Source organism: Kitasatospora sp. NPDC004799, assembly GCF_040609095.1.
Taxonomy (GTDB): domain Bacteria; phylum Actinomycetota; class Actinomycetes; order Streptomycetales; family Streptomycetaceae; genus Kitasatospora.
In genome coordinates this window covers 1-3997 of record NZ_JBEXJK010000577.1, presented here as the reverse complement: position 1 = coordinate 3997, position 3997 = coordinate 1, and the positions used below count along the sequence as shown (strand labels likewise).

General features: G+C 69.2%; 1 protein-coding gene and 4 pseudogenes. All 5 read left to right on the top strand.

What is annotated here, in order from left to right:
* A pseudogene (locus tag ABZW03_RS38310) lies at nucleotides 1-945 on the top strand (IS110 family transposase); the annotation flags it as partial.
* 62 nt (nucleotides 946-1007) lie between these two features.
* A pseudogene (locus ABZW03_RS38305) lies at nucleotides 1008-2060 on the top strand (DDE-type integrase/transposase/recombinase); the annotation flags it as partial.
* Nucleotides 2057-2855: pseudogene (istB, locus tag ABZW03_RS38300) on the top strand (IS21-like element helper ATPase IstB). The pseudogenes ABZW03_RS38305 and istB, both read left to right, overlap by 4 nt.
* A 38-nt stretch (nucleotides 2856-2893) precedes the next feature.
* On the top strand, nucleotides 2894-3397 hold the full coding sequence (locus tag ABZW03_RS38295; protein WP_355269112.1) for a hypothetical protein: 504 nt from the start codon (nucleotides 2894-2896) through the stop codon (nucleotides 3395-3397).
* A 126-nt stretch (nucleotides 3398-3523) separates the two neighbouring features.
* Nucleotides 3524-3691, top strand: a pseudogene (locus tag ABZW03_RS38290) (IS110 family transposase); the annotation flags it as partial.
* Nucleotides 3692-3997: the final 306 nt, after the last annotated feature.

The following is a 3997-nucleotide window of genomic DNA, read 5'->3' as shown; positions in this document are numbered from 1 at the left end:
GACAGGCGACTGCCCAACACCGAGCCCAAGCTCCGCGAGCTGTTCGCCAAGCTGCAGGCCAAGCACGGGACGGTGCTGGTCGTGGTCGACCAGCCGGCCTCGATCGGGGCCCTGCCGCCGGCGGTCGCGCGGGACATGGGCTGCCCGGTCGCCTACCTGCCTGGGCTGACGATGCGGCGGATCGCCGACCTCTACCCGGGCGAGGCGAAGACCGATGCGAAAGACGCGTTCATCATCGCGGATGCGGCCCGGGCGATGCCGCACACGCTGCGGGCCATCGACGGCGAGGACGAGACGATCGCCGGGCTGGAGATGATCGTCGGGTTCGACGACGACCTGGCCGGCGAGGCGACCAGGGTCGCGAACCGGCTGCACGGGCTGCTGACCCAGATCCACCCGTCTCTGGAACGGGTTCTGGGACCGCGGTTGCAGCACCCGGCCGTCCTGGCCTTGCTGGAGCGGTTCGGCTCACCGGCCCAGATACGCAAGGCGGGCCGTCGGCGGCTGGTCACGCTGCTGCGGCCGAAGGCGCCGAGGATGGCCGAGCGGCTGGTCGAGGAGATCCTCACCGCGCTGGACGAGCAGACCGTCGTCGTTCCGGGGACCGAGGCGCCCGCGCTGATCGTCCCGAGCCCGGCCGGATCTCTGGCTGCCGTCCTCGACCAGCGCAAGCTGCTGGCCGGACGGATCGAGGAACTCCTGGAGGACCACCCTCTTTCGAAGGTCCTGACCTCGATGCCGGGAGTCGGCGTCAGGACCGGAGCCCGGATCCTGATCGAGGTCGGCGACGGCAGCACGTTCCCGACCGCCGGCCACCTCGCCGCCTACGCCGGCCTCGCCCCGGCGACCCGGAGCTCGGGCTCCTCAATCCGCGGCGAACAGCCCTCCAGGAGAGGGAACAAGCAGCTCAAACGGGCATTCTTCCTCTCCGCGTTCGCGGCTGTCGGCGTACGCATGGATGTGCTCAGCCACATACGAGTGAACGTGCCCAGTTCTTGAGGTGTTGAGGGCTGGTGCCCGGCACCGGTCTGCACCGCAGGTTCGAGGTCGTTCCCGGTGCCCAGGCCCAGGTTGGCTGGGGCGATGAGGGCGGGATCCTCGCCCACCTCGGAATTCCGAAGGTCTACTCCTTCCACACGGTCCTGTCCTACTCCCGCGATCCGTTCTGCTGTTTCACCACCAGCCAGGACCTGGCGACGTTCTTCGACTGCCACCGCCGGGCGTTCGCACACTTCGGCGGGGTGCCGATGACGATCGTCTGCGACCGCACCAAGACCGTGGTCCGCCGGCACGTCTCCCCGGGCGAAGCGGTCCCACTGCATCCCGAGGCGGTGGCGTTCGCGGGGCACTACGACTTCGATATCGACGTGCTCGCCGCCTGTCGCCCCACTGGCAAGGGCAGGGTTGAGCGGCAGGTCTCCATCGTCCGCGACCACGTCCTGGCCGGCCGGGCTTTCGCTTCGGTCGAGGAGCTCGACGCCGCGTTCACGGCCTGGGTGCCATTGCGACGGGCCCGCGTCCACGGCACCCACGGCGAGGTCATCGGCCACCGGGCCGTCCGCGACCACGTGGCCCTGCGGCCGCTGCCGAGAACGCCCTACGTCGTCGCCCAGCGGCACCTGCGGCACGTCGGCAAGGACTGCCTGGTGGCCTTCGACGCCAACCTCTACTCGGTTCCGGCCCGCAAGGTCCGCCCCCGCCAGCTGGTCGAGATCCGGGCCACGAAGTCCCAGGTCATTCTGCATTCCACGGTTCCCGACGCGACCGGCAGCACGTTACTGGCCGTCCACTCACGGGCAGTGGGCCGGGGCGCCCGCATCGTCGACGAGCGCCACTGGGACGGCCTGCCGAAGGGCGACACCCGCAGTGTCACCGCCGGGGATGTCCTGCCCCGGCCCCGGCACGGACGGTCTCCGAACGAGGATGCCGGCCCTCTCCATGCTCTGCTGAGCCGGGCCGCCACCCACGTCGAGGTCGGCCGCAGGCCCCTGTCCGTCTATGACGAGCTGACCGGCACCCGCCCGTTCACCACCAACCCCACGACGAGGGAGTCGAGTTGAGTCAACTGGTCAGTGCCCGCATCCGCAGCATGGCCGCCAAACTCGGCCTGCTCCCTCCTCGCCGAGAGCCTCAACCAGTACGCCCAGCGGGCCGACGAGGCCAAGATGGGCTACCTCGACCTCCTCGACCTGGTCCTGGCCGAGGAACTCACCGTCCGCGACGACCGCCGCTTCCGCCAGAACCTGCGGCTGTCGAAGCTGCCGCACCACAAGACCCTGGACGACTACGACTTCTCCTTCCAACCCGAACTCGACCCGCGCAAGATCAAGGACCTCGCCACCCTCTCCTTCGTCGAGGCCAAGGCCAACGCCGCCCTGCTGGGACCGCCCGGGGTCGGCAAGACCCACCTCGCCGTCGCCCTGGCGGTCGCGGCCTGCCGGGCCGGCTTCTCGATCTACTTCACCAGCCTCGACGACATGGTCAGACACCTCAAGGCCGCCGAGGCCGCGGGACGGCTGACCAGCAAACTCCGCACCTACCTGCGACCGGCCGTCCTCGTGGTCGATGAGGTCGCCTACCAGCCGCTCGAACGCGCCGAGGCGAACCTGGTCTTCCAGGTGATCTCCAAGCGCCACGAAAGGGGCTCGATCATCCTGACCTCGAACAAGACCTTCAGCGAGTGGGGCCAGGTGTTCGGCGACGAGGTCCTCGCCACCGCCATCCTCGACCGGCTCCTCCACCACTGCGACGTGATCTCCATCAATGGCCCCAGCTACCGGCTGAAGAACCGCCTTGCCGCCATCGAGCGCGACAGCGAGGCAGCCCGACCGCCCGAGAGCCTCGTCCCGGAGTGACGACCGCAGCTGTCCGAGCCGGCTTCTACGATCAACCGGTGACCGATGACGAGATCATTGAAGCCTGCCGGAAGATCGCCCGGAAGCGGCAGGCGCCCCCGCCCGCCCCGCCAGGGGCCGTTGCCAAGGCGGAACACGTCATCGGGTTCGCCTTCCCCACCCTCCTGCGGCGGCTCTACACAGAGGTGTCCAACGGCGGCTTCGGCCCCGCCGACGGGGTCCTGCCAGTCGACGTGGGGCACTGGCACGAGCACATCGCCGAAGCCTATGAGCACGGACCGGACCCCACCGGCGGAGTGCCTGCCGGAGTGGTGCCGCTCTACGACTGGGGCTGCACGATGTGGTCGATGATCGATTTCCGCGACCCGGACGGCGCGATGTGGTCCAACGCGGACGGCGATTGCTGGCCCCAGGGCGTCACCTTGGCCCAATGGCTGCTTGCCGCGATGGACGGCGAGTTGCGCTTCGCCTGGCCAGACGGAGTGCCCCCGGAAAACGAATGGCACCGGCCGGAGACAGCGGCCCAACAACAGGAGAGCTGACCGGAACCCGCATCGAGCTGTCATCCGTCACGCCCTGGGGATCCTCACGGCTGGTGGCACCTGGCGGCCATCTCGCTGAGCACGTTCATCTGTACTTGGCTGGGCACTTCAACAAGTACGCGGACAGCGGCCCTGGGCGACCCGGCATCGCGGGCCTACTACGACAAGAAGATCGCCCAGGGCAAGCACCACACCCAGGCCCTACTCTGTCTCGCCAGACGCCGGGCCGACGTCCTCTTCGCCATGCTCCGCGACGGAACCTTCTACGAATCCAGGCCAGCCGCAGCCGGCTGATCCTCAACGGCCTCACCACACACGGGGCAGTCCCACTCGTCGACCGAGTCCATCACGACCGGATGACCGCAGAAGTCGCACGGCCGCATGCTCTCACCCGCCGACTCTCGAACAGGCATGTCACCAATCATGACAACCACACTGCCACCCGACCACCTTGACCAAAGACACAGGGCCCCCGCACCCGCCTCCCGCGCCCGGCCGGGGCCGGCCCCCCGGCCCCCCGGCCCCACCCGCCACCTCCTGCTCCTTCTGCTGCCAGGAGCCGCTCCAGAACCACGCCTGGTCGTCCGGGATGACGGAGGC